This window comes from Caulobacter sp. UNC279MFTsu5.1, assembly GCF_900114015.1.
Taxonomy (GTDB): Bacteria; Pseudomonadota; Alphaproteobacteria; order Caulobacterales; family Caulobacteraceae; genus Caulobacter.
In genome coordinates, this window is sequence record NZ_FORN01000042.1 from 22,127 (window position 1) to 44,971 (window position 22,845).

Genomic DNA, 22,845 nt, shown 5'->3' on the forward strand with positions numbered 1-22,845 from the left:
CGTGCCCATGTCCTTCCCCGACCTCGAAGCCCGCCTGCACGACGCCTTTCCGGACGCCGAGATCGTGCTGACCGACCTGGCCGGCGACGGTGACCACTACAAGGCGCGGATCGTCTCGCCGGCCTTCCGCGGCCTCAACCGTGTCAAGCAGCACCAGATGGTCAACCGCGCCCTGGCCGACGTGCTGGGCGGGACGCTGCACGCCCTGGCCCTCGAAACCGCGGCTCCGTCGGAGTAGAGGCCATGCGCTATCGCCCCTTCGGCAGCGCGGGCGTGGCGGTCTCGGCGATCACGCTGAGGCTGGAGGACCAGCCGCGCCTGCGCGGGTCCGACTGGCGCAAGTTGATCTTCGCGGCGCTGGAAAGCGGCATTAACAGCTTCGAGATCGACGGCGTCTCGCCGGCCCTGATCGAAGGCGCGGCCGAGGCCTTCTCGACGGTGGAACGCCGCCTGCTGTTCATCGGCTGGCGGCTGCGGGGCTCGCTGGACCGGGCCCTGAAGGCCCAGGCCGTCCACGACATGATCGACCAGGCCCTGGACCGCACGGGCCTGGGCCATCTGGACCTGGCCGTCCTGGACGACCCGGACGCCAACGCCTTTCCCGCCGAGACCCTGGAGCAACTGAAGGCTCTGCGCGGCGCGCGGCTGATCCGCCTGCTGGGCGTGGCCGGAGCGGGCGACAAGTTCGACGCCTATGTCGCCTCGGGCCAGTTCGAGGCCATGGCCACGCCGTTCAACCTGGCCTCGGGCTGGGTGGAGCGCAATCGCGTGCGGGCCGCCATGGGCCGCGAGATGGCGGTGATCGGCCAGGACTACTGGCCCGACGCGCTGCGCGAGGAGCACAAGATCAGCTTCCTGCCCAAGCCCTCGCTGTGGCGGCGGCGCACCGACCCGCTGGCCGACGTCGGCGGCTACGACTTCCTGCGCAACACCCCTGGCTGGACCACCCAGCAGATCTGCCTGGCCTACGCCCTGACAGAACCGTCGCTGGCCACGGTCCAGGTCACCGCCGGCTCGCCCGCCGAGATCGAAGCCCTGGCCGCCATCGTCGAGCGCGACCTGCCCACCGGCTGCGCCGCCCAGATCGAGATGGCCCGCTTCTCGGCCCAGGAAGCGGCGAAGGCGAAGCGTCGGGCTTGAGGCCGCGGACCTGACCCTCCAAGCGTTGTCATCCCGGAAGCCTCGCGGAGGCCGTCCGGGACCCAGGGGACCGGGCGCAGGCGGTGCGGCGGTCCTGGATCCCGGCTCTCCGCTTCGCTGCGGCCGGGATGACAACCGTGATGGGACGGCCCTCCTCCCATTTCGTCGCACTTGACCCGCCCCGCCTTGGCGCCTAGCTGAGAGGCTACGCCCAAGGATTTGTTCCATGACCGACGTCGCCTCCTCCCCCGCCCTCGACTTCATCGCCAAGACCGTGGCCGAAAACCCCGTGGTCCTGTTCATGAAGGGCGTGCCGGACCAGCCGCGCTGCGGCTTCTCGTCGATCACCGTCCAGATCCTCGACCACCTGGGCGTGTCGTTCGTCGGCGTCGACGTGCTGCAGGACGACGACCTGCGTCAGGGGATCAAGACCTTCACCGACTGGCCGACCATTCCCCAGCTCTACGTCAAGGGCGAGTTCATCGGCGGCAGCGACATCGTCCGCGAGATGTTCCAGTCGGGCGAGCTGAAGACCCTCTTCGCCGAACAGGGTCTCATCGAGGCTTGAGCAGGGTCTTCGTCCCGCCCGGCGACGCGTTCAAACTGACCTTCGAACCGAAGGCGTCGGAGATCGACGCCAACGGCCACGTCAACAACGTGGTCTATCTGGCCTGGGGCCAGGATCTGGCCATCGCCCATTGGGACGCCTGGGCTTCGCCCGAGGAGCGCGCGCCCTGGAGCTGGGTGGCCCGCCGCCACGAAATCGACTACCGCCGCGAACTGCTGCCGAACGAACTCGCCACCGGCTACACCTGGGTGGGCGAGCTGAAGGGGCCGCGCTTCGAGCGCTTCTTCCGCATCGACGGCCCCGACGGCGAGATGTGCGCCCAGAGCCGCACCGACTGGGTGCTGATCGACATCGCCGCCAAGCGCCCGGCGCGGGTGCTGCCCTGGATGGTCGAGCGGTTCACGCCGAAGGGGTGAGCGGCGTTTGGGGACGTCTAGTCGCGTGATAGGGGGTTCAGCAGACGAACCGTCCCGGCGCCATCAAGCCCCAGTTCCTGATAGCTGAAACTCAACTCCGCCAAGCTCGGCGCGGCCTTGCAGACATCCAGCCGCTTGCGGGCGAAGGCGATCGTCCGGTCTCGACCGTCCTGCCCCGCATAAAACGCGAAGTCGGCCTTGGTGGTGCAGCCATGCGACACGACCTTCAAGACGAGACCCGAGGGACCCGCTTGAGCCCCCCTGAGCGCCTCCAGCTCCCCCGCCTCCTGCCCCGGCCGCGCCACCAGCGTCACGCCCCCGCGCCCCGCGCAGCCGCCCAGGGCCAGCAACAGCCCGGCGGCCAGCAGTCGGCGTCGGTCGAAGGTCATGCACAACCTTGGCAAGCACGGGAAACTGAGCCCTAGTTTGCCCACGGCTTGGCCGCGCGCAACCGACGAGACCCCCGTGCTCCGCAAATTCGCTTCGATCGCTTCGCTGGCCTTGTGCCTGGCCGCCGCCTCTCCCGCCCTCTCGGCCGACTACAAGGCCCTGGACGCCGAAGCCGCCCGGCTGATGGCGGTCGGCAAGATCCCGGGCCTGGCCTATGCGGTGATCGAGCAAGGCAAGGTCGTGCACGTCAGCGCCCAGGGCTGGCGCAATGTCGAGCGGAAGGCGCCGCTGACGCCGGACACGGTGATGTACGCCGCCTCGATCACCAAGGCGGCCTTCGGCCAGTACGTGCTGATGCTGGTCGACGACGGCAAGCTGGACTTGGACACCCCGATCAAGGCCTACCTGCCCAAGCCCTTGCCCGACTACGACGCCTACAAGGATCTGGCCGGCGATCCGCGCTGGGCGACGATCACCCCCCGCATGCTGATGACCCACACGGCGGGCTTCCCGAACTTCCGCTGGCTGAACGCCGACGGGAAGCTGGACATCAAGACCGATCCCGGGACGCGCTACATCTATTCCGGCGAGGGCCTCAACCTGATGCAGTTCGTCATCGAACAGGGCCTGGGCCTGAAGGTCGGCGACGAGATGGATCGGCGGATCTTCCAGCCCCTGGGCATGACCCGCAGCGCCATGAGCTGGCGGCCCGACTTCCGACCCGACCTGGCCGACGGTTACCACGCCGACGGCAAGTTCGAGGAGCACGACGAGCGCAGCAGCGTGAAGGCCGCCGGCTCGTTGGACACCACGATCTCGGACCTGTCCAAGCTGGCGGCGGCCATGGTCTCGGGCCGGGGCTTGTCGCCCAAGGCGGCCGCGGAACGGACCAGGGCCAGTTTCCCGATCGTCAACGCCCACCAGTTCCCGCCCAGCCTGACCGGCGGCGATCCCGACAACGCCAGGATCGGCCTGGCCGCCGGCGTCGGCGTGGTGGTGTTCGACGGCCCGCAAGGCCACGCCTTCTTCAAGGGCGGCCACAACGACATCACCGACAACACGTTGGTCTGCGTCGAACGCGGCCGGCGCTGCATCGTGATCCTGACCAACAGCGGCGTCGGGCAGCGGATCTTCCCGCCCCTGGTCGAGGCGGCGCTGGGGAAGACCGGGATGCCGTGGGCGTGGGAATATAATCCGGTACGGCCGGTGGCGGCGCCGTAGCCCAGCGTGAGCGCGCCTAGGCCGCCTTCGCGTCCAGCGTCGCGCGCAGGCGCGCCGCCACGTCGCCCAGGGTGATGCGCGACAGGGCCCCGTCGACGTCGGGCTGGCCCTCGGCGGCCATCGAGCTGGCGAGGCCGGCGGTGAAGTCGGTGATGGCGGTGATGTGCTGGGCCAGCATGTCGACCATGTGCAGCTCCTGCATCACCTTCAGCCGGCTCTCCGGCGGCACGGCCTCGAGCAGCTGCCCCAAGGCGCTGTCCAGGTGGCCGCAGGACACGGCGGCGATCGACATCTCGGCCGACAAGGCCTCCAGCAGGCCGACGATTCCGGCGGTCTTCTGGACTTCGAGCGTCATGGTCATTGGCTTTCCCCCAAGCGTATCAACTCGATAGCGCTTGGGGCCTTGTCGCATGGTTAAGGCTGGGCGGAACTCGTCCTCGGGAAAACCAGGGCCAGGGCGGCGGATTGTCGCGCCGTCTCAGCCCCAGGGACCGATCCGCCGGTCGCCGGCCGGCACGGCCGTACCGGCCCGCCCGCGCGTGGCCTGACTGACGCCCAGCCGCAGCAGGGCCTCGACCCGGTTGTGGGTGGCGGGGTGGGTCGAGAACAGGTTGTCGGCGCCCTTCCCCGTCAGTGGGTTGACGATGAACAGGTGCGCCGTGGCCGGGTTGCGCTCGGCCTCGACATTGACCGCGCCGCCGCGGGCGTAGGCCTCGATCTTTTCCAGCGCCCGGGCCAGGGCCCGGCCGTCGCCGGCGATCTCGGCCCCGATCCGGTCGGCCTCGTATTCCCGCGAGCGGCTGACAGCCATCTGCACCAGCATGGCGGCGATCGGCGCCAGTATGGCCAGAGCGATGGTCCCGATCAGGCCGCCCGGCCGCTCGTCGTCGTCGCGCGAACCGCCGAAGAACAGGCCGAAGTTGGCCAGGGCCGAGATCGCGCCGGCGATGGTGGCCGTCACGGTCATGGTCAGGGTGTCGCGGTTCTTCACGTGCGCCAGTTCGTGGGCCATGACGCCGCGGATCTCGTCGCGGTCCAGCAGGCCCAACAGGCCGGTGCTGGCGGCCACCGCCGCGTGGGCCGGGTCGCGGCCGGTCGCGAAGGCGTTGGGCTGCTCGCTGTCGATCACCGTGATGCGCGGACGCGGCAGGCCGGCGCGGCGGGCCAGGTCCTCGATGTCGGCGACATAGGCGCGGACCAGCGGCTCGGGATGGCCGGCGTCAACCTCGACCGCGCCGTACATGCGCAGCACGATCTTGTCGGCGTTCCAGTACGAGAACAGGTTCATGCCGACGGCGAACACCAGGGCGACCAGCATGCCGGTCGGGCCGCCGATCATGTAGCCGGCCCCTACGAACAACGCCGTCAGGCCGGCCAGCAGGACGAAGGTCTTGATGTGGTTCATGGCTCTAACTCGGGATTCGCATCCTGGATCAGTCGAAGATGTCGAACAGGTCGAAGCGCTTCTTCTTGCCGTAGTGGCCCTGGCCGTGATGGCGGCGCTCGTCGTCGTGACGGTAGTCGTTGGGGCGGTAGTCGGGGCGATGGTCGGAACGCTCGCGGGGCCTGTCGTAATCGGGCAGGCGCGGCGTCGCGGCCTGGGGCTCGCCCCGCTCCATGGCCATCAGCTTCTCCAGCTCGCCGCGGTCCAGCCACACGCCCCGGCACTGGGGGCACATGTCGAACTCGACGCTGGCGCGCTGCACGGCCTGCATGGAGGCGTCGCAGTTGGGGCACATCAGAAGCGGCATTTCGGATCCCTGTCCTGTTAATGGACGGGTGTCCTCGAAGCTGGGCCGGCGGGGAGGGAGGGGACAACCGGACCCAGACATCGAGAACACCCGATGCGGTCCGACATCACGAGTGCTTGCATCACTCGCCAGAGGGGCCCGGCCCGCCCATGACATCTAGGAGGCCCCGAAAACGGTTCAAGGGCGGCAAAACGAAAAAGGCCCCGGATTTCTCCGGGGCCTTTCCGATCGTCTTCGAGGTCGACGCTTACGAAGCGTAGAATTCGACGACGAGGTTCGGTTCCATCTTCACCGGATACGGCACTTCGGCCAGTTCCGGAGCGCGGACGAAGGTGGCCTGCAGGCCCTTGGCGTCGACGGTGACGTAGTCGCAGAAATCACGCTCGGCCGAAGCGACGGCTTCCAGCACCAGGGCCATGTTGCGCGACTTTTCGCGGACGGTGATCACGTCGCCGGCCTTGCAGCGGTAGGACGCGATGTTCACGCGCTTGCCGTTCACCTGCACGTGGCCGTGGTTCACGAACTGACGGGCGGCGAACACGGTCGGCACGAACTTGGCGCGGTAGACGATGGCGTCCAGGCGCGATTCCAGCAGGCCGATCAGGTTTTCCGAGGTGTTGCCCTTGCGGCGAGCGGCTTCCTCGTAGGTGCGCGAGAACTGCTTCTCGGTCAGGTTGCCGTAGTAGCCCTTCAGCTTTTGCTTGGCGCGCAGCTGCAGGCCGAAGTCCGAGACTTTCTGCTTGCGGCGCTGGCCGTGCTGGCCGGGGCCGTAGGACCGCTGGTTCACCGGCGACTTCGGCCGGCCCCAGAGGTTTTCGCCCATGCGGCGGTCGATCTTGTACTTGGCGCTATGGCGCTTGGACATAAGTCACTCTTTTAGTTCGATCCGGGCCGGCTCCCCCGAAAGGGTGCGATCTCAACGGCGGCTTCGGGTCATTCCGTCATGCGTTTTTCGCGCCGTCCGGCAAGCCGGCGGCGAGAAGGGGCGGTTTATGCTGGTTCAGATCCGTTGAGTCAACGGACATATCCGGTGGCGGCCGCTCAAAGCCGCGCCGCGTGCCAGGCCACGTGATCGCCGATGAACGACGCGATGAAGAAGTAGCTATGGTCATAGCCCTCCTGCCGCCGCACCGTGACCTTCAGGCGCGCCTCGGCGCCGGCTTCCTCGAGCAGTTCGGGCTTCAGTTGGCTGTCCAGGAAGCTGTCGGCCAGGCCCTGGTCGACCAGGATCTCGTCGAAATCGGCCCCCGCCCCGTCCTCGATCAGGGCGACGGCGTCGTGGGCTCGCCAAGCGGCGCGGTCGGGACCCAGATAGGCGGTCATCGCCTTGTCGCCCCACGGGCAGTTCAACGGCGAGACGATCGGCGAGAAGGCGCTGACCGACTTGAACAGGTCGGGATGGCGCAGGGCGATCGTCAGCGCCCCGTGGCCGCCCATCGAATGGCCGAAGATCCCGCGCCGCGCCGGGTCCAGTGGGAAGGCGCCGTCGACGGCCCGCAGCAGGTCCTTGGTCACGTAGGAATACATCCGGAAGTGCGGCGTCCACGGCGCCTGGGTGGCGTCGACATAGAACCCCGCCCCCTGCCCCAGGTCGTAGGCCGGATCGTCGGCGACGCCCTCGCCGCGCGGACTGGTGTCGGGCGCGACGATGGCGATCCCGTGCCTTGCAGCGTGTTCGTAGACGCCCGACTTGGTGGTGAAGTTGTCCTCGGTGCAGGTCAGGCCCGACAGCCAGACGAGATAGGGGAACGGGCCTTCGCCGTCCGGCGTCCAGACCGTGAACCTCATCGGCGTGCCGGTGCTGGCGCTGTCGTGCCGGCAATAGCGCAGGGTTCCGCCATGGACACGGTGGGCGCTGAGGGTCTCTACCGTCATGACGGGCCTATTTGAAACGTACGGAGGCGGCGATGCGCGCGGCGGTCGCCTCGTCGCCCGGAGGGTCTTGGGTCCAGACGTGAAGCACGCCCCAACCGTCCTTCCTCTTGATCAAATACTCTTGTCTCGGGCCGTCCGCGCCAGAGCTGCGCGCGACTTGGATATTCGGATCGGAACCTGGACTCACCTTGGCGTCCTTGTTCATCGGGAAGCTAGCGAAACCCCCGACATAGACCCCGACGTAGCCGACATTGCCCTTCCTGACGTCGTAGACATCGAAATCCGGACCCCGTGGGCGAGCCTCGACAGTGAAGCCCGGTGGCAGATCGACGCGAAACGGCGGGTTACCGCCTGCTTGCGCGAAAGCTGCGCTCGAAGCGCCGGCGGCGACGCCGATCCCGATCAGGCCAAGGAGCCGGCGACGGTGGAAACTCATAGCGCTTGCTCCTAGAACGTCACCACCGTGCGGATGCTCTCGCCGGCATGCATCAGGTCGAACGCCTCGTTGATGCGCTCCAGCGGCAGGACGTGGGTGATCATCGGGTCGATCTGGATCCTCCCGTCCATGTACCAGTCGACGATCTTGGGCGTGTCGGTGCGACCGCGAGCGCCGCCGAAGGCGGTGCCGCGCCAGACGCGGCCGGTGACCAGCTGGAACGGCCGGGTGGCGATCTCCTTGCCGGCCTCGGCCACGCCGATGATGATGCTCTCGCCCCAGCCGCGGTGGCAGGCCTCCAGCGCCTGGCGCATGACCGTGGTGTTGCCCGTGGCGTCGAAGGTGTAGTCGGCCCCGCCGTCGGTCAGGGCCACCAGGTGGGCGACGATGTCGCCGTCGATGGTCTTGGGATTGACGAAGTGGGTCATGCCGAACTTGCGGCCCCATTCCTCGCGGTCCGGGTTGATGTCGACGCCGACGATCATGTTGGCGCCGACCAGCTTCAGCCCCTGGATGACGTTCAGGCCGATGCCGCCCAGGCCGAACACCACCGCGTTGGCGCCCGGCTCGACCTTGGCGGTGTTGGTCACCGCCCCGACGCCCGTGGTCACGCCGCAGCCGCAGTAGCAGGCGGTCTTGAAGGGCGCGTCCTTGCGGATGCGGGCCACGGCGATCTCGGGCAGCACGGTGAAGTTCGAGAAGGTCGAACAGCCCATGTAGTGGTGGATGGTCTGGCCCTTGTAGGAGAAGCGGCTCGTCCCGTCCGGCATCAGCCCCTTGCCCTGGGTGGCCCGGATGGCCGTGCAGAGGTTGGTCTTGCCCGACAGGCAGCTTTTGCACTGGCGGCATTCGGGCGTGTAGAGCGGGATCACGTGGTCGCCGACCGCCAGGCTGGTGACGCCGGGGCCGACCTCGACCACCACGCCCGCGCCCTCGTGGCCCAGGATCGAGGGGAACAGGCCCTCGCTGTCCAGGCCGTCCAGCGTATAGGCGTCGGTGTGGCAGACGCCGGTGGCCTTGATCTCGATCAGCACCTCGCCGGCCTTGGGGCCTTCCAGGTCGACCTCGACGATCTCCAGCGGCTTCTTGGCCTCGAAGGCGACGGCGGCGCGGGTTTTCATCGGTCAGGTCTCCGGATGTCGAGTCGGCGGCACCTTGCCAAGGCTTGGCCGCGCGAGCCAGTCCCGTCGGGCGGCGAGCGGCGCCGCTTTCGCTGCGATGTTAAATATTATTGACATCGCGCCACATATGGCGCACTCCATGTTAGAAATGTTTTACACCAAGGGAGCCGGTCATGGCCTTGCGCGAAAAGAGTGCGTGGATTTCGTTCTGGACGACCCTGGTCGTTTACGGGGCCTATTTCGCCTATGTCGGCCAGGCGGCGGCGGCCGGTCGCCCGGTGGGCTTCGCGGGGCCGCTGACCACCTGCATCTTCGTGCTGGTGGTGCTGCAGGTGGGCCTGCAGATCGCCATGGCCGCCCTGAACCGCGAGCCGCGCGGCCCGCAGGACGAGCGCGAGCGGCTGATCGACCTGACGGCCTCGACCCGCGCCTTCTACGTGCTGCAGGTGGCGGCGATGGGCGCGGCGGTGACGGTCTATTTCTTCGACAAGACCCTGATGGCCAACGCCGTGATCCTGGCCCTGGCGCTGTCGGAGCTGGCCCGGCACGGCGGCATTATCCTCGGCTACCGGCGGGCCTGCTGATGCCCGCCCCGCCCCCGATCAAGAACGACATCCGCCGCCTGCGCTTCGAGCACGGCGAGATGACCCAGGCCGACCTGGCGCAACGCATCGGCATGACCCGCCAGACCATCGCCGCCATCGAACAGGGCAAGTACTCGCCGTCGCTGGAGGCGGCGTTCAGGATCGCCCAGGTGTTCGGGGTGGGGCTGGAGCGCGTGTTCCAGTGGGAGGGGTGACTTAGGACGGGTCGCCCGGCGTCTCGCCCTTGGCCGCCTTCTGCGCGGCCAGCTTGGCCAGCACCCGGCCCCGGCCGCGCGACAGGGCGGTGACCACGCCGCGGAAGGTGCGCACCTCCTGCTCGGTCAGCCGGGCCCGGGCCAGCGGGGCGCGCAGGTTGCGGACCATCGACGGCTTCTTCTCGGGCGGATGGTAGAAGCCGGCCTTCTCCAGCTCGTCCTCCAGCTGGCCGTACAGGCCCAGCAGGCTGGACTGGTCGGCCGGCTCGGCGACGTTGTACTCGAACTTCGACCACGGCCGGTCGTCGACCGTCATCTTCCATTCATAGGCGTTGATCGACACCGCCTGGGCCAGGTTCAGCGACCGGAAGCGCTCGTCGATCGGGATCGAGACGATGGCCTGGCACAGGGCGATGTCGTCGGTCTCCAGCCCAGCCCGCTCGCCGCCGAACAGCAGCCCCACGGCGCGGCCCTGGGCGACGTCGGCCGACAGGTGGGCGGCGGCTTCGCGCGGGGTGTAGACCGGCAGCCGGGTCTCGCGCGGGCGGGCCGTGGTGGCGAACACCAGCTTCAGGTCGGCGATGGCCTCTTCCAGGGTGTCGAACACCTTGGCGTCGTCCAGCGGCCAGTTGGCGCCCGAGGCGCTGGCCCAGGCGCGCTCCTGGGGCCAGCCGTCGCGCGGCTTGACCAGGCGCAGGTCCGACAGGCCGAAATTGGCCATCACCCGGGCGACCGCGCCGATGTTCTCGGCCAGTTGCGGCTGGTTCAGGATCACGCAGGGCGGGAGAGGCTTCGAAGTCATCGCCTCCCTTTGCCGCCGGACCGCCGCGCGGCGCAAGCCCCGCGATGGCGGTTCGCGCGATTAGCGACGGTCCGGGGCGCGCCGAAGCTGACAGAGGCCTTCGATGTTCCGACCCACCGACATCGGGCGGGTGGTGATCAAGGCGGCGAGAGTCTGGGCGGTGGGTGGTGCTCCCCGCCGCCTGCTGGACTTCTAGATGTTGGAGGCCACGACCTTGTGCGTTCCCGCGGCGCTGTCCTGGATCACGGCGCCCGACACGGCGCCGCCGGCGGAATTGCCGGTGACTACGTACCAGTCGCTGGGTCCATCGACCTGCACCATGTGCGTCGCCACCGCGCCGCCCGAGGACCACAAGGTGTTGTTGACGCAGTTGACGTCCCGCATCGAGTGGAACTCGATTACCGGTCCGGCGTAGTTGAAATCGCTGAGTTGGTTGCCGGAGACGCTGACCGCCCGCGACCGGTAGGAGTCAACGAACGAGTGCGACACGCCGTTGGCCCAGTTGCCCTGGATGCTGATCGACCGCACCGCCCCGGCATAATTGACCGAATCCGGCGATTGGATGGAAATGCACGGGCCCGCCATCCCCTGGAAGTAGTTTCCATGGATGTGCACATCGGTCAAGAAGCCGGTCTTCGAAGGGCTTCCATTCGACTTCAGATACACGCCGTTGAACGCATTACCGTCGAACTGGCAGTCCACGACCCAGAAGTCGCTGACGTTGACGTTATAGTCCGACTGCAAGAACACCGAATAGTTCAGGTGGTAGAAGATGCACTTGTCGCAGCGGACGCCCGATATCCCGGCGTTCGAGGCCGATAGGATTTCGGTGATCAGGCCGGTGACGAAGCCGCTTTCGCTGTACGTGCCCACGAACTGGCAGTTCTCGAAGTCAAGATCGCCTACGAACGACTGGTCCGGAGCCGTCGCCGGCGAGGTGGCCAGGATTACGCCATGGGCGCCGTTCTTGCCCTCGTACCAGAACGAGCACCGCTCGAACTTGACCAGGCGGGTTCGCCGGATCTTCACTGCGGCGTCAAAGCCGACGATGCTCACATTCGAGATCAGGCTGTTCTGCAGACCCGAGATGTTGGTGAACGCGATGGCGTCACCGACAGTCAGGCCGATCAGGCCGCCTTGTCCATTTGTGTTCTCGATAGTGAAACCGCCGATGTCGAAGTCCATGACCTGGGCCGCACCGTCAGTCTGGCTGTGAATGGCCAGCGCCGCCTGGCCAGTGAAGTTCGCCAGCGGCCTGAGCCGCGAGCCGAACACCGTGCCCGCCCCCTTGATGCGGATGTTCACGGCGTTGGTGGGATAGACGTCCAGCGTCCGCGCCAAGCCGTAGGTCTTGTTGGACAATCGCACGATCTGCAGCGAGCCGTCGGATCCATACGAACCCTGCACGCAGTTGACCGCGCGCTGCAGGGCCGGCTGGTCATCGGTCGTCCCGTTGCCTACCGCGCCGAACCATTCCGGAACGACATCCCGCAGGCCCGTGAGCACGCCGGCGCCCGAGAAGATCTGGTGTTGGCCGGCGGCGACGACGCCGCGCATCGTCACCGTGACCCCGGCGTCGACGCTGAGCGCCGCCCCGGAATCGATGGTCATGATCAAGCCGTTCCAGAGCGTGAAGGCGCGTCCGATCCGGTAGACGCCGGCCGGCACGAACACGTTCCTGCCTTGGGCCAGGGCGTTGATGAAGGCGCCGCTGTCGTCGGTGACGCCATCGCCGAGAGCGCCGAAGTCCTTGACGCTGATCTGCTCCTTGAGCCGATCGGCAAGGACGCGCGCCACCGCGCCCGGACCGACGGGCGTGAAGATGACGTCTGTGGCGGGGGTAGTCATAGGGTTCTCCTGTTGAAATCCGCTCGTCTGAGCGTCTTCGACCCTAGGCCGTCCCTATGTCAGGGGCGGACGCATGTTCCCTTTTTGTTCTTGTTTGATCACAATCATTCAGCCGTCGAGAGAACCGCCGAGACGCCCGTGACCCGCGCTCGCGCCAAGGCCTCCAGCAACTGGGCCGGGCGCACCGGCTTGGCCAGGTGGAGGTCGGCGCCGACCGCCTTGGCGGCCGCGACGTGTTCCTCCATGGCGTTGGCGGTCAGCATGATCAGCAGCACCGGCGGGACGACGGCGGCGGCCTCGCGCTCGCGGATCAGGCGGGTGGCGGTCAGGCCGTCCATGACCGGCATCTGCATGTCCATCAGGACCACGTCGAAGGCCCCGGGGATGAAGGCGTCCAGCGCCGCCTGGCCGTCCTCGACCATGGTCAGGGCCACGTCGAACGGCTGGAGGATGATCTCGACCACCTTCTGGTTGGTGGGATGGTCTTCGGCGACCAGCACCCGCAGGCCTTCGAGCGAGATCTCCTCCTCGTCGTCCGGCGCCACATCCTCGACGGCCCGGATGCGGGCCAGGGGCAGGTCGACCTGGAAGATCGCCCCGCGCCCCAACACGGCGCGGGCGTCGATGCGGCCGCCCATCATCTCGACCAGGGCGGCGCAGATCGACAGGCCCAGGCCCGTGCCGCCGAACTGGCGGGTGATCGACTGGTCGGCCTGGACGAAGCGCTTGAACAGCCGGCGGCGGACGGTGTCGTCGAAGCCGACGCCGGTGTCGCTGACGATGAAGCTCAGGCCCTCGGCCGTGCTTTCGACGCTCAGCGCCACCTCGCCCATGACCGTGAACTTCACGGCGTTGGCCAGCAGGTTGTTGAGGATCTGGCTGATGCGCCCGGCGTCGCCCAGATAGCTGCCCGACGCGCCCGGCTGGATCGACCATCGGAAGTCCAGGGCCTTGGCCTGGGCCGAAGCCCGGTGCAGCTCGGCGACGCCGCCGACCAGGGTGGCCAGGTCGAACGGCGCGGGGGTCAGCTGGAACTGGCCGGCCTCGATCTTGGAGACGTCGAGGATGTCGCCCAGCACCTGCTCCAGCAGCCGGCCCGACGAGGTGACCAAGGCGGCCAGCTCGCGGCGACGCTCGGGATCAGACTCCTCGGCCAGGCGGTCGCCGATGGCGATCACGCCATTCAGCGGAGTGCGCAGCTCATGGGACATGTTGGCCAGGAACACGGACTTGGCCTGGTTGGCGCGCTCCAGTTCGGCGGTGCGTTCGGCGACCCGCTCCTCCAGCGAGCGCAGCAGCTCGATATTGCCGTCGCGCTGGTCGCGCAGGGTGCGGGCCAGGGCCCCGATCTCGTCGGTGCGGTCCTCGATGGCCTCGGCCTCGACGACGTCGCCGGTGCGGTGGGCCTCGGCCAGCAGTCGCAGCGGCCGCTCGACGGTCAGGCGCATCAACCGGTAGAGCAGCGCCACCTGGATGATCGCGCCCAGCACGCCGAACAGCAGCACCCACGAGGCCGTCTTGACCGCCGACCACACCAGGTCGCTCGACGGGAAGCTCATCAGGAAATACCAGTCGGGCTCCTTGAGCCGGCCGTAGGCGATCACCCGGTCGCCGTGACGGATGGCGCCCACGTCGGCGCCGAGGGCGCGGATCTGGCGGACGACGTCGGCGACGCCCTCCTCGGTCTGGGCCCGGACCAGGGTCTGGACATCGACGACGCCGTTCCGGGCCAGGCCGGGCGCGGCGATCAGCTCGCCGTCCGACGAGACGATCATGTTGCGCCCGCCCGGCAAGGCGTCCTCGACGGCCCGCAGCAGGTAGGAGTCCAGCGACAGGCTGGTGCCCCAGGCGCCCAGCTGCCGGCCGTGATAGTCGAAGGGCGTCATGCAGGCCGAGTTCAGCCCCCGGCCGCTGGGGTCCGACAGCAGCTTGCGCAGCTTGGTGCACTTCATCACCCGCTCGCTGTTCTGCTTGGGCAGGGTCAGCAAGGTCATCTCCTCGCCGCTGACGTCGAAGGTCGGCGGGGCCTTATGCCGGTAGTAGGTCAGCCGGTCGGGGCGTCGGGGCCCGAACATCACCAGCCGGGTGTCTGGCGTGAAGAAGTAGAAGTTGTCGTAGCGGTTCAGCTCGGCCTCGCCGGTGTGCGACACCACCTGGGTCACCGCCAGGAACAGGGCCTTCTGGTCAGGGGTCAGGATGTCGGCGTCGCGCAGATAGCCGCCGATCCCATAGGTATAGTCGCCGTCGATCACCTCGCCGTCGTACAGCGCGTCCGCCGTGCGGCGGGTGCCGTCGCCGTGCTTGGGGAACTGGGCGTCGAAATCACGCTCCACCGTGCGAGGATCCAGCGCCTGCAGCCGTCGCGCCAGGGAGTCGGACGCCGCCTCGTGCACCTTGACCAGGTCGGAGAACAACCGGTCCTCGGTCTTGACCCGCTCGGCGACATATTCGGTCAGGTGGCGCATCTGGGCGTCGGCGGCGGACCGCTGCACGAAGACGAAGGTCACGGCCGTGGCCACGCCGGTCACGGCGATGGACAGGATCGCGACGATCGCCAGCAGTCGCCGCGCGAGCGGCGAGGTGACGTCGGCAATGGCGGTCCGCTTCTCCACGCCCGGTTCGTACCCCAACAAGCCTCAACAAGGATTTACACGCGGATCAAGCACTTAGCGCGCGAAGACGGCTTCGTCGCGGGTTGGCGGCGACCTCGGCTTTCCCCCCGGCCCGCAACAGTCTATAGGCACGCCGTCCGCGCCGCTCCTTGGCCCTGTGCGCCAAAGAGTCACAGGCGCGCCACCGCGAGAGGAAAGACCCCGCAATGGCCAAGATCAAAGTCGCCAACCCCGTCGTCGACATGGACGGCGATGAAATGACCCGGATCATCTGGAAGCTCATCAAGGATAAGCTGATCTTCCCGTACCTGGACCTGGAGCTCGACTACTTCGACCTCAGCGTCGAGAACCGCGACGCCACCAACGACCAGGTCACGATCGACGCGGCCGAGGCGACCAAGAAGCACGGCGTGGCCGTCAAGTGCGCGACCATCACCCCGGATGAGCAACGCGTCGCCGAGTTCAATCTGAAGAAGATGTGGAAGTCGCCGAACGGCACCATCCGCAACATCCTGGGCGGCGTGATCTTCCGCGAGCCGATCATCTGCCAGAACGTGCCGCGCCTGGTGCCGGGCTGGACCCAGCCGATCATCGTCGGCCGCCACGCGTTCGGCGACCAGTACAAGGCCACCGACTTCCTGTTCCCGGGCAAGGGCACGCTGTCGATCAAGTTCGTCGGCGAAGACGGCCAGACCATCGAGCACGAAGTGTTCAAGAGCCCGTCGGCCGGCGTGGCCATGGGCATGTACAATCTCGACGAGTCGATCCGCGACTTCGCCCACGCCTCGTTCGCCTACGGCCTGGCCCGCGGCTATCCGGTCTACCTCTCCACGAAGAACACGATCCTCAAGGCCTATGACGGCCGCTTCAAGGACATCTTCCAGGAGATCTTCGACGCCGAATACGCCGAGCAGTTCAAGGCCAAGGGCATCCACTACGAGCATCGCCTGATCGACGACATGGTCGCCTCGGCGCTGAAGTGGTCGGGCGGCTATGTCTGGGCCTGCAAGAACTACGACGGCGACGTGCAGTCCGACATCGTCGCCCAGGGCTTCGGCTCGCTGGGCCTGATGACCTCGGTGCTGATGACCCCGGACGGCAAGACGGTGGAAGCCGAGGCCGCCCACGGCACCGTCACCCGCCACTATCGCCAGCACCAGAAGGGCGAGAGCACCTCGACCAACTCCATCGCCTCGATCTTCGCCTGGACCCGGGGCCTGGCCCACCGCGCCAAGCTGGACGACAACGCCGAACTGGCCGCCTTCGCCCACACCCTGGAAAAGGTCTGCGTCGACACCGTCGAAAGCGGCTTCATGACCAAGGACCTGGCCCTGCTGGTCGGCGACAAGCAGTCGTGGCTGACCACCGAGGGCTTCCTCGACAAGATCGACGAGAACCTGAAGAAGGCCATGGCCGCGGCCTGAACCTCCAAGGTCCTTTGAGCTTCGCGACGCCTTCCCCGCAAGGGGAAGGCGTTTTGCGTTTCGAGGCCTCGCCAATACAACTAAGGTCGGGTCTTCTGGCGCCGCGATCTCGCGTCGCGCGTTCCATGACCTTGAGATAGCCCGCCCGATCGAGAAGTTTGTCCTATGGTCCCCGCATGACCGCGATCGCTTGTTTGAAGATCTTCGTGGGCGAGGAACTGGTCTTCGCCGACACCGAGACCATGGCCGGCGTGGTCGCGAAGGTCGCTTCGGCGTACCTGGAAACCCATTGGACCTGGCCGCGCCGCTACGGCCTGGTGGCCCCGTTCTCCTTCGTTCTCGCCGACCCCAGGGCGACCAGCCTGGACGCCGAGGAGCTGTGCCGGATGTCGCGGGACCTGCAGTACAAGCTCTTCGGCGAGAACGGCGCGGGCGAGGTCGCGCTGCTGATGCTCGAGGGCGACCAGGCGGAAGTCATGCGGTTCGCCGGAACGCCCGCGACGGCGTTGAAGACCTTGATGGACGGCCTGGACGACGGAGCCTTCGCCGGCCGCGTCTGCAAGATCACGCCCGACGGCGCCGTCAGCCTCGCGCCGCCGGACGGGCCGACGGCCGGCGCCCCGCCGGCCGAAGACCTCGCGGCCCTGTCGCCGGAGGCGGGCGACATCGACGATCTCCTGCAGGTGGAATCCCCGCGGACCGGCTGGTGGGGCATCTATTATCTGCCCAAGGAACGGTTCGTCGGCGGCGGCGTGGGCTGGGGCGCCGAGATCAACGGCGGTCCGGTCACGGACCTGGTCGAGGCGGTGGAGCGCGACCAGGCCTGCCACGAAGCCGCCCTGGTCGCGGCGAACTCCGGCCCGTCGGGCTACCTGTTCCTGCCCTTCTGTTTTTCCGCCCTGATCAAGCCCAGCCTGCAGCGGAGCTACGAAACCGGTTTCCAGAAGCTGCCGCGCGCGCTGCGGCCCCGGCTGGCGGCCAACATCTACGACGTGCCCCGTGAGCCCAGCTACGGCGCGATCAGCAAGGTCCGCACGCTGCTGATGGACCGCTTCTCGCTGCTGGACCTGCACGTCGCCGACCCCGGTTTCCGGATCGAGAGCCTGCAGGCCGGCGCGGTGAACAGCGTGACCCTGGTGCTGAGCGGCGACGACGAGCGGCAGCGCGCGGCCGCGATCACCCGGTTCCTGCGCGACCCCGCCATCTATCGGACCAAGAAGGTCTGGCAGGGCATCGCCGGGGTCCAGAGCCTGCGTGAGCTCGATCTCTGCCGGCGGCTGAAGGCCCCTTTCCTCAGCGGCCCGATCGTCGCGCCGATCTCGGCGAAGTTCACCGGCGAGGCCGCCTGCCCCTCGCTAAACCTCCCCTACCGCCACACCGCCTAGAAAGGCCCCCGCTCGCCATAGAGGGCGGAAAGGCCGAGCAGGCCGCAGTCGGGCTCGAGCACCAGATAGAGCGGGATGTCCTTCATATAGACGTCCATCCGCCCCTTGGCCTCGAAGCGGGCCCGGCACAGGTCGCGGTCGAACAGGTCGGGCCAGCCCAGCATCATCGGGCTGAAGATGTAGACGCCGCTGCGGGCCCCCGCCACCAGCGCCAGGTCGCCCGAGACCGCTCCCAGCCAGCTGGAGAACAGCGCGAAGGCCTCCCGAGCGATCGGGTCCTGGGCGCGCGCCGCCGCGACCAGCTGCGCGAAATCCCCGGTCCGCGGCGCGTGGCCGTCCAGGTGGGCGACGGCGGCGGCGACCTCGAGCAGGCCGTCGTCCGAAAGCACCCGATCGGCCGAGACATAGGGGTTGGCCAGCCGCAGGTGCTCGATGATGGCGCATTCGCGGGGATTGGCCGCCGCCAGGGCGGCGTGCCCGCCTTCGCTGGCCGTGGCCACCCAACCCACGAAACCGTCCGGATTGAGGATCGACACGCCCAGGCCCGTGCTCGGCCCCAGGGCCGCCGCCGGCGCCTGGCCCTTCGGCGGGGCCCCGCCGATCTGCTCCAGGGCTTCCGGCCCCAGCAGCGGCATCGCCATGGCGCGGGCGGTGAAGTCGTTGACCAGGCGGACATCGGTGACGCCCAGCCTTTCGGAGAGCACCTCCTCGTCAAGCTTCAGCTCCGCATGGGTCACTTGCAGGGTCTTGCCGAAGATCGGTCCCGGCGCCGAAAAGGCCGCCCCGCGCAACCGCGGCGCGCCCAGCTTCGACAGCGCTTCGCCCAGGGTCTGGATCAGTTCGTCCAGGGATTTGGCCGGCGTCACCTCGATCGTCGCGGGCGGCTCGCCGGCCTCGACGACGGCGAAACGCGCATAGGCCCCGTCTGCGTCGACCAACAGGAACTTATCGGACACGGACACCTCACTCGTCACCGGGGTCTTGCGCGCTAAGAAACGCGCGTTTCCTCTGACTAGGCAAGGAAGTTCGCGCTCGAACGCCGGCCTGGGCGACGCGCGTAAGGTCGCACCTTTCCCCCGGAGCGCCGGGCGCCCCCTGGACGCGAGACGGCTTGCCCGCGGCAGGGGAATAGGGTGTCTTGCGGCCTTGAACCTTCGCGCGGGGGCGGCGATGACCTTTCAGAAGCGGCTTTGGGACCTGGTGGTCCTGGCGATCGTGATCTTCGCCGCCGCCTTCGCCACCGCCCCCTGGTTCGCCTTTCGCGCTCTCAAGGCCGCCGCCCAGTACGAGGATGTGCAGGCGATCGGCGAGCTGGTCGACTTTCCGGCGGTGCGCAGGAGCCTGACCGCCGAGTTGAACGAGACCCCGGCCGCCGCCGCCCCGGCCGAGCCGCCGTCGATCTGGCGCGACCCCTTAAGCGTCTTCAAGCAGGCCATCGCGCCGATCGCCCCGCCCGAACCCAAGGTCGACCGCTACCTGACCGTCCCGGGCCTGTCGGCCCTGACCCGAGGCTACGCGCCCGGCGCGGCGCCGGCCGCCCCGCCCAGGCCGGCCGGCGCCCTGGACCAGGCCAAGGCCGCCGTGGCCGGTCCGCACCCGACCATCGCCTATTGGGATCCCAACCGGGTGCGCATCTCGGTCAAGCGGCCGGGCCAGCCGTCCAAGGCGACGATCTTCACCTTCCGCCGCGACAAGCTGTTCACCTGGCGGCTGGTGCACATCCGCCTGCCCGTGGACGAGCGGTGAGCGTCGTCGAACTGGAGGTTCCGGAAAACGGCCGAACTTTGACCGCCGACCGCGACCGATGCTATCGACGGGCGGCCCCTTCGGGCGGAGACCGCCACGCTTGCGCCCTATGCCGGTGACCCTGTGATCGACCTGTTGCTCGACGTGCCGCAGCGGGTCGTGCCGTTCTTCCTGCTGGTGGCGGGCGGGGTGACACTGGCCCGGCTGCGGCTGTTCGACGCCCGGATGTCGGCGGGCTTGTCGACCTATGTCTACTGGATAGGCTTCCCGGCCCTGCTGGTGCATTCGCTGTCGCGCGTGGGCGTCCCCGACCGCGCCCTGACCCTGGGCCTGCTGACCTACGGGGCCTGCGCCCTGCTGGTGGTGGCCCTGATGGTGGCGATCGGCATCGCCCTGCGGTGGACGCGCGAGGAGCGGGCCGGCGGGGCCCTGTCGGCCAGCCTGGGCAACAGCGCCTTCCTCGGCCTGCCGATCGCCCTGGCCGTGCTCGGCCCGGAGGCCGCGCGGGTCTCGGCCGGCGTGGTGGCGGTGGACTTCGTGGTCGTGGCGGCCATCGGCGTGGGCCTTCTGGGCTGGGCGGGCGGCCGCTCGACCTGGCGCTCGCTGATGCAGGCCCTGCGCAATCCGATCGTGCTGGCGGCGATCACCGGCTCGGCCATGGCCCTGGCCGGCCTGTCCCTGCCCGGCGTGCTGGACCGGGCGGTGAGCGCGGCGGCCGCCTCGGGCAGCCCCGTCGCCCTGGTCGCCCTGGGCATCGCCCTGGGCCTGACCGGCCTGCCGGCCGCCGGCGTGCCGTGCGAGCCGACCGACGAGGAGCCCTCGCCCATCCCGCGCTGGGGGCCGATCATCGTCGCCGCCGTCGGCAAGCTGCTGCTGATGCCGACCCTGGCCTGGTTCGCCACCGGCCTGGTCGACGCGCCCCTGCCCTTCCGCCTGGGCGCGACCCTGCTGGCCGCCACCCCGACCGCGGTCAACGTCTTCATCCAGACCAAGGCCTACAGCGTGTTCGAACGCGGCGGGGCGCGGATCGTGGCCCTGACCACCGCCGTCTCCTGCGTCAGCCTGTCGGCGATCGCGATCCTGCTGGAACGCTACGCGGGGGCGTGACCGTCTGCAGAGCGGCCAGGTCGCTCTCGTCCTTCAGCCCCACCCCGGTCAAGCCCAGCCGCAGGGCCTCGCGCGCGTGCCAGGCCAGCTTGAACGCCGCCGCGTCGTAGCCCAGCCCCTCGGCGCGGATGTTGGAGACGCAATTGCGCTCGGCGTCGGTGCGGCCGACCTTGGGCGCGAAGGTGATGTAGGCCCCCAGGCTGTCGGGCGACGACAGGCCCGGCCGCTCGCCGACCAGCAGGATGACCAGTCGCGCCTCCAGAAGTTCGCCCACGGCGTCGCCCAGCGCCACGCGGGCCTGGCGGGCGACGACCACGGGCCCCAGCCGCCAGCCGGCCTCGCGGACCATCGGCAGCAGGGCCTCGACCAGAGGCGCGGCGTGGGCGTGGACGGCGGTGCTGGACAGGCCGTCGGCGACGACGATCGCCAGGTCGCATGAGCCGGGCGCCCGAGCGGCCTGGGCGGCCAGGGCGGCGCGGCCGGCCTCCGACAGGGCCCGCCCCAGGTCCGGCCGGCGCAGATAGGCGGCCCGGTCCGGCGCGGCGCTGTCGACGATCAGCGTCTCCAGGCCCAGGGCCCGCATCGCCGCCGCCGCCGCCTCGGCCTCGAACGGCGCATGGACCGCGTCGCGGGCCTGGGCGTGGGCCAGGGCGAAGCCCAGCACCTCGGAGGTCGGCAGGCTGGCCCCGGTCCGCCCCAGAGCGATCCGGGCCGGGGTGTGGCGGCGCAGGGCGGTCCAGGGATCGGGCGTGACCGGCGCGCTCATCCGCCGGCTCCGGCGGTCAACAGCGGATGGCCGGCGGCGCGCGGCGCCAAGCGGCCGTCCGCCCCGACGATCCGCGCCCGCTCCAGCCAGGCCTCGAACTCCGGCGCCCGCTTCAGGCCCAGCAGCTCGCGCACGTAAAGGGCGTCGTGGAACGAGGTGGACTGGTAGTTCAGCATCACGTCGTCGGCCCCCGGCACGCCCATCACGAAGGTGACGCCGGCCGTGGCCAGCAGGGTCAGCAGGCTGTCCATGTCGTCCTGGTCGGCCTCGGCGTGGTTGGTGTAGCAGACGTCCACCCCCAGCGGCGCGCCCAGCAGCTTGCCGCAGAAATGGTCCTCCAGCCCGGCGCGGATGATCTGCTTGCCGTCATAGAGGTATTCGGGGCCGATGAAGCCGACCACGCTGTTGACCAGCAGCGGCTCGAAGGCCCGGGCGACGCCGTAGGCCCGGGCCTCCAGCGTCTGCTGGTCCACCCCGTGATGCGCCCCGGCCGACAGGGCCGAACCCTGGCCGGTCTCGAAATACATGACGTTGTCGCCCACCGTCCCTCGGCCCAGCGAGCGGCCGGCGTCCAGTCCCTCGCGCAGCAGGTCCAGGGTGACGCCGAAGCTGGCGTTGGCGGCCTGCGTGCCCGCGATCGACTGGAACACCAGGTCGACCGGCGCGCCGCGCTCGATCAGTTGGATCGCCGTGGTCACATGGGTCAGGACGCAGGACTGGGTCGGGATCTCGAAGCGGCGGATCAGATCGTCCATCAGCCGGGTCAGGTCGCCCAGCACGTTCAGGCTGTCGCTGGCCGGGTTGATGCCGATCACCGCGTCGCCGCAGCCGTACAGCAGGCCGTCCAGGATCGAGGCGGTGATCCCGGCCGGATCGTCGGTCGGATGGTTGGGCTGCAGGCGCACGGCCATGGTCCCAGCCAGGCCGATGGTGTTGCGGAATCGGGTCGTGACCCTGCACTTCGAGGCGGCCAGGATCAGGTCCTGGTTGCGCATCAGCTTGCTGACCGCCGCGGCCATCTCCGGCGTCAGGCCGGGCGCCAGGCGCGCCAGGGCGGCTGGGGTGGCCAGCTCCGACAGCAGCCAGTCGCGGAACTCGCCCACCGTCAGCGAGGCCACGGGCGCGAAGGCCGCCGCGTCGTGGCCGTCGAGGATCAGGCGGGTCACCTCGTCGACTTCGTAGGGGACGAGCGCCTGCGTCAGGAAGGTCTTCAGCGGCACCTCGGCCAGAGCGGTCTTGGCGGCGACGTTGTGCTGGGCGCTGGCGGCGGCGATCCCGGCCAGGGCGTCGCCTGAACGCGGCGGCGAGGCCTTGGCCATCAGGTCGGCCAGGGTCTCGAAGGTCCAGGTGGTTCCGCCCAGGGTCGCGCGATAGGCCATGACGGCGAAGGTGGCGCCGATGGCGGCGACTGCAAAGCGCGGGACGCGACGGGCGGGGC

25 protein-coding genes are annotated in these 22,845 nt (G+C 68.9%); 11 read left to right on the top strand and 14 right to left on the bottom strand.

From position 1 onward, the window contains the following. Position 1: 1 nt before the first annotated feature. From BM066_RS19885 to BM066_RS19900, 4 genes are all read left to right on the top strand, one after another. Positions 2-238: a BolA/IbaG family iron-sulfur metabolism protein gene (locus BM066_RS19885; RefSeq protein WP_089930070.1), complete on the top strand. Its 237-nt coding sequence runs from the start codon at positions 2-4 to the stop codon at positions 236-238. Positions 239-243: 5 nt separating this feature from the next. Further along, the gene (locus BM066_RS19890; protein ID WP_089930071.1) at positions 244-1,140 is read left to right on the top strand and encodes an aldo-keto reductase family protein; all 897 of its coding nucleotides are present in this window, start codon (positions 244-246) and stop codon (positions 1,138-1,140) included. Between the two features lie 226 nt (positions 1,141-1,366). Continuing rightward, on the top strand, positions 1,367-1,708 hold the full coding sequence (gene grxD, locus BM066_RS19895; protein WP_089930072.1) for a Grx4 family monothiol glutaredoxin: 342 nt from the start codon (positions 1,367-1,369) through the stop codon (positions 1,706-1,708). Further along, entirely contained in the window at positions 1,705-2,124 is a 420-nt protein-coding gene (locus BM066_RS19900) for an acyl-CoA thioesterase (protein ID WP_089930073.1), read from the top strand. Before grxD ends, BM066_RS19900 begins: the two co-directional genes overlap by 4 nt. Positions 2,125-2,141: 17 nt before the next feature. Here the strand turns inward: BM066_RS19900 and BM066_RS19905 are convergent, their stop codons facing one another. Next, positions 2,142-2,513, bottom strand: a complete 372-nt coding sequence (locus BM066_RS19905; protein WP_089930074.1) for a hypothetical protein — start codon at positions 2,511-2,513, stop codon at positions 2,142-2,144. Between the two features lie 76 nt (positions 2,514-2,589). Between BM066_RS19905 and BM066_RS19910 the strand changes: the two genes are divergently transcribed. Further along, positions 2,590-3,735 carry a serine hydrolase domain-containing protein gene (locus BM066_RS19910; RefSeq protein WP_089930075.1) on the top strand — a complete coding sequence of 382 codons (1,146 nt, stop codon included), beginning with the start codon at positions 2,590-2,592 and terminating at the stop codon, positions 3,733-3,735. A 16-nt stretch (positions 3,736-3,751) separates the two neighbouring features. Here the strand turns inward: BM066_RS19910 and BM066_RS19915 are convergent, their stop codons facing one another. The 7 genes from BM066_RS19915 to BM066_RS19945 all read right to left on the bottom strand — a co-directional run bounded on the left by BM066_RS19915 (position 3,752) and on the right by BM066_RS19945 (position 8,918). Continuing rightward, positions 3,752-4,096: a hypothetical protein gene (locus BM066_RS19915; protein WP_089930076.1), complete on the bottom strand. Its 345-nt coding sequence runs from the start codon at positions 4,094-4,096 to the stop codon at positions 3,752-3,754. Positions 4,097-4,213: 117 nt separating this feature from the next. Then, positions 4,214-5,140: a zinc metalloprotease HtpX gene (gene htpX / locus BM066_RS19920; RefSeq protein ID WP_089930077.1), complete on the bottom strand. Its 927-nt coding sequence runs from the start codon at positions 5,138-5,140 to the stop codon at positions 4,214-4,216. A gap of 28 nt (positions 5,141-5,168) precedes the next feature. After that, the gene (locus BM066_RS19925) at positions 5,169-5,486 is read right to left on the bottom strand and encodes a TFIIB-type zinc ribbon-containing protein (protein WP_089930078.1); all 318 of its coding nucleotides are present in this window, start codon (positions 5,484-5,486) and stop codon (positions 5,169-5,171) included. 247 nt (positions 5,487-5,733) lie between these two features. Next, entirely contained in the window at positions 5,734-6,351 is a 618-nt protein-coding gene (rpsD, locus tag BM066_RS19930) for a 30S ribosomal protein S4 (protein ID WP_089930079.1), read from the bottom strand. 176 nt (positions 6,352-6,527) lie between these two features. Continuing rightward, on the bottom strand, positions 6,528-7,361 hold the full coding sequence (fghA, locus tag BM066_RS19935) for an S-formylglutathione hydrolase (protein ID WP_089930080.1): 834 nt from the start codon (positions 7,359-7,361) through the stop codon (positions 6,528-6,530). Between the two features lie 7 nt (positions 7,362-7,368). Beyond that, on the bottom strand, positions 7,369-7,797 hold the full coding sequence (locus BM066_RS19940) for a hypothetical protein (RefSeq protein WP_089930081.1): 429 nt from the start codon (positions 7,795-7,797) through the stop codon (positions 7,369-7,371). Between the two features lie 11 nt (positions 7,798-7,808). Continuing rightward, positions 7,809-8,918, bottom strand: coding sequence for an S-(hydroxymethyl)glutathione dehydrogenase/class III alcohol dehydrogenase (locus tag BM066_RS19945; protein WP_089930082.1), 1,110 nt, complete (start codon positions 8,916-8,918; stop codon positions 7,809-7,811). A 173-nt stretch (positions 8,919-9,091) separates the two neighbouring features. Between BM066_RS19945 and BM066_RS19950 the strand changes: the two genes are divergently transcribed. Both BM066_RS19950 and BM066_RS19955 read left to right on the top strand, forming a co-directional pair. After that, positions 9,092-9,502, top strand: coding sequence for a hypothetical protein (locus BM066_RS19950; RefSeq protein ID WP_089930083.1), 411 nt, complete (start codon positions 9,092-9,094; stop codon positions 9,500-9,502). Beyond that, on the top strand, positions 9,502-9,717 hold the full coding sequence (locus BM066_RS19955; protein ID WP_089930084.1) for a helix-turn-helix transcriptional regulator: 216 nt from the start codon (positions 9,502-9,504) through the stop codon (positions 9,715-9,717). The genes BM066_RS19950 and BM066_RS19955 overlap by 1 nt, the downstream gene beginning before the upstream one ends. 1 nt (position 9,718) lies before the next feature. Here BM066_RS19955 and BM066_RS19960 read toward each other — a convergent pair whose 3' ends face one another. From BM066_RS19960 to BM066_RS19970, 3 genes are all read right to left on the bottom strand, one after another. After that, a complete protein-coding gene (locus tag BM066_RS19960; protein ID WP_089930085.1) occupies positions 9,719-10,519 on the bottom strand; it encodes an RNA methyltransferase in 801 nt (266 codons plus the stop codon). Between the two features lie 192 nt (positions 10,520-10,711). Then, positions 10,712-12,367, bottom strand: coding sequence for a glycosyl hydrolase family 28-related protein (locus BM066_RS19965; RefSeq protein WP_089930086.1), 1,656 nt, complete (start codon positions 12,365-12,367; stop codon positions 10,712-10,714). Between the two features lie 104 nt (positions 12,368-12,471). After that, positions 12,472-14,979, bottom strand: coding sequence for an ATP-binding protein (locus BM066_RS19970; protein ID WP_089930087.1), 2,508 nt, complete (start codon positions 14,977-14,979; stop codon positions 12,472-12,474). Positions 14,980-15,185: 206 nt separating this feature from the next. Here BM066_RS19970 and BM066_RS19975 point away from each other — a divergent pair, with 206 nt between their 5' ends. Together BM066_RS19975 and BM066_RS19980 are read left to right on the top strand one after the other, a co-directional pair. Further along, a complete protein-coding gene (locus tag BM066_RS19975; protein WP_089930088.1) occupies positions 15,186-16,403 on the top strand; it encodes an NADP-dependent isocitrate dehydrogenase in 1,218 nt (405 codons plus the stop codon). 176 nt (positions 16,404-16,579) lie between these two features. Beyond that, complete coding sequence (locus BM066_RS19980) at positions 16,580-17,788, top strand: hypothetical protein (protein ID WP_089930089.1); 1,209 nt, start codon at positions 16,580-16,582, stop codon at positions 17,786-17,788. Here the strand turns inward: BM066_RS19980 and BM066_RS19985 are convergent. After that, the gene (locus BM066_RS19985) at positions 17,785-18,744 is read right to left on the bottom strand and encodes a glucokinase (protein ID WP_255367662.1); all 960 of its coding nucleotides are present in this window, start codon (positions 18,742-18,744) and stop codon (positions 17,785-17,787) included. The genes BM066_RS19980 and BM066_RS19985 overlap by 4 nt on opposite strands. 214 nt (positions 18,745-18,958) lie before the next feature. Here BM066_RS19985 and BM066_RS19990 point away from each other — a divergent pair, with 214 nt between their 5' ends. Both BM066_RS19990 and BM066_RS19995 read left to right on the top strand, forming a co-directional pair. Further along, a complete protein-coding gene (locus BM066_RS19990; protein ID WP_089930091.1) occupies positions 18,959-19,534 on the top strand; it encodes a DUF2939 domain-containing protein in 576 nt (191 codons plus the stop codon). Between the two features lie 123 nt (positions 19,535-19,657). Next, the gene (locus BM066_RS19995) at positions 19,658-20,641 is read left to right on the top strand and encodes an AEC family transporter (protein ID WP_089930092.1); all 984 of its coding nucleotides are present in this window, start codon (positions 19,658-19,660) and stop codon (positions 20,639-20,641) included. Here BM066_RS19995 and eutC read toward each other — a convergent pair. After that, positions 20,592-21,407 carry an ethanolamine ammonia-lyase subunit EutC gene (eutC, locus tag BM066_RS20000; protein ID WP_089930093.1) on the bottom strand — a complete coding sequence of 272 codons (816 nt, stop codon included), beginning with the start codon at positions 21,405-21,407 and terminating at the stop codon, positions 20,592-20,594. The two genes, BM066_RS19995 and eutC, sit on opposite strands and share 50 nt — an antisense overlap. Beyond that, the gene (locus BM066_RS20005) at positions 21,404-22,786 is read right to left on the bottom strand and encodes an ethanolamine ammonia-lyase subunit EutB (RefSeq protein WP_089930094.1); all 1,383 of its coding nucleotides are present in this window, start codon (positions 22,784-22,786) and stop codon (positions 21,404-21,406) included. Before BM066_RS20005 ends, eutC begins: the two co-directional genes overlap by 4 nt. Positions 22,787-22,845 lie beyond the last annotated feature (59 nt).

Bases quoted from the DNA above. Each gene is read 5' to 3' on its own strand.
- grxD (WP_089930072.1), top strand. From the start codon at position 1,367: ATGACCGACGTCGCCTCCTCCCCCGCCCTCGACTTCATCGCCAAGACC.
- BM066_RS19915 (WP_089930076.1), bottom strand. From the start codon at position 4,096: ATGACCATGACGCTCGAAGTCCAGAAGACCGCCGGAATCGTCGGCCTG.
- BM066_RS19890 (WP_089930071.1), top strand. From the start codon at position 244: ATGCGCTATCGCCCCTTCGGCAGCGCGGGCGTGGCGGTCTCGGCGATC.
- BM066_RS19925 (WP_089930078.1), bottom strand. From the start codon at position 5,486: ATGCCGCTTCTGATGTGCCCCAACTGCGACGCCTCCATGCAGGCCGTG.
- BM066_RS20005 (WP_089930094.1), bottom strand. From the start codon at position 22,786: ATGGCCTATCGCGCGACCCTGGGCGGAACCACCTGGACCTTCGAGACC.
- BM066_RS19945 (WP_089930082.1), bottom strand. From the start codon at position 8,918: ATGAAAACCCGCGCCGCCGTCGCCTTCGAGGCCAAGAAGCCGCTGGAG.
- BM066_RS19950 (WP_089930083.1), top strand. From the start codon at position 9,092: ATGGCCTTGCGCGAAAAGAGTGCGTGGATTTCGTTCTGGACGACCCTG.
- BM066_RS19955 (WP_089930084.1), top strand. From the start codon at position 9,502: ATGCCCGCCCCGCCCCCGATCAAGAACGACATCCGCCGCCTGCGCTTC.
- BM066_RS19960 (WP_089930085.1), bottom strand. From the start codon at position 10,519: ATGACTTCGAAGCCTCTCCCGCCCTGCGTGATCCTGAACCAGCCGCAA.
- BM066_RS19965 (WP_089930086.1), bottom strand. From the start codon at position 12,367: ATGACTACCCCCGCCACAGACGTCATCTTCACGCCCGTCGGTCCGGGC.
- eutC (WP_089930093.1), bottom strand. From the start codon at position 21,407: ATGAGCGCGCCGGTCACGCCCGATCCCTGGACCGCCCTGCGCCGCCAC.
- htpX (WP_089930077.1), bottom strand. From the start codon at position 5,140: ATGAACCACATCAAGACCTTCGTCCTGCTGGCCGGCCTGACGGCGTTG.
- BM066_RS19905 (WP_089930074.1), bottom strand. From the start codon at position 2,513: ATGACCTTCGACCGACGCCGACTGCTGGCCGCCGGGCTGTTGCTGGCC.
- BM066_RS19990 (WP_089930091.1), top strand. From the start codon at position 18,959: ATGACCTTTCAGAAGCGGCTTTGGGACCTGGTGGTCCTGGCGATCGTG.
- fghA (WP_089930080.1), bottom strand. From the start codon at position 7,361: ATGACGGTAGAGACCCTCAGCGCCCACCGTGTCCATGGCGGAACCCTG.
- rpsD (WP_089930079.1), bottom strand. From the start codon at position 6,351: ATGTCCAAGCGCCATAGCGCCAAGTACAAGATCGACCGCCGCATGGGC.
- BM066_RS19980 (WP_089930089.1), top strand. From the start codon at position 16,580: ATGACCGCGATCGCTTGTTTGAAGATCTTCGTGGGCGAGGAACTGGTC.
- BM066_RS19975 (WP_089930088.1), top strand. From the start codon at position 15,186: ATGGCCAAGATCAAAGTCGCCAACCCCGTCGTCGACATGGACGGCGAT.
- BM066_RS19940 (WP_089930081.1), bottom strand. From the start codon at position 7,797: ATGAGTTTCCACCGTCGCCGGCTCCTTGGCCTGATCGGGATCGGCGTC.